Origin of the sequence: Pseudomonas sp. Pseusp11, from assembly GCF_047304405.1 — a bacterium.
Lineage (GTDB): Bacteria > Pseudomonadota > Gammaproteobacteria > Pseudomonadales > Pseudomonadaceae > Aquipseudomonas.
Genome location: NZ_JBGLZF010000095.1, coordinates 1 through 540, shown reverse-complemented (window position 1 = coordinate 540; position 540 = coordinate 1). Strand labels below are relative to the sequence as shown.

Sequence of the window (540 nt, the reverse complement as noted above, 5' to 3'; positions counted from 1 at the left end):
ATGCGCTTCTTCACTTGACCATATAACCCCAAGCAATCTGGTTATACTGTGAAGACGACATTCGCCGAAAATTCGCATGCTCAAAAGAGCAACTCACAAATTTTACCTTAGCCTGATCCGTTACCAGTGAAAGTAACGTTCAGTCTATCTTTCTATCACATACCCAAATTTTTAAAGAACGATCTAGCCAAAGACTAGAAATCAACATTCACCATCATCACGATGGAATGCTCATTTCTAAGCTTTCAACAACAGAAGCAGTAGTGGTGGAGCCAAACGGGATCGAACCGTTGACCTCCTGCGTGCAAGGCAGGCGCTCTCCCAGCTGAGCTATGGCCCCGTATTTCTACAGGTATTCCCACACAAAATTGGTGGGTCTGGGCAGATTCGAACTGCCGACCTCACCCTTATCAGGGGTGCGCTCTAACCAACTGAGCTACAGACCCAATTTCGGGCTGCTTCGTATCGTCTTCTTCAATGAATCAAGCAATTCGTGTGGGAACTTATGGAGCAGCTGATGTCGTCGATTAAGGAGGTGAT

2 tRNA genes are annotated in these 540 nt (G+C 46.3%); both read right to left on the bottom strand.

The window, feature by feature from the left end:
• Nucleotides 1-264: 264 nt before the first annotated feature.
• Nucleotides 265-340, bottom strand: a tRNA-Ala gene (locus ACCC96_RS30295).
• Between the two features lie 29 nt (nucleotides 341-369).
• Nucleotides 370-446 (bottom strand) — tRNA-Ile (locus ACCC96_RS30290).
• Between the last annotated feature and the right edge of the window lie 94 nt (nucleotides 447-540).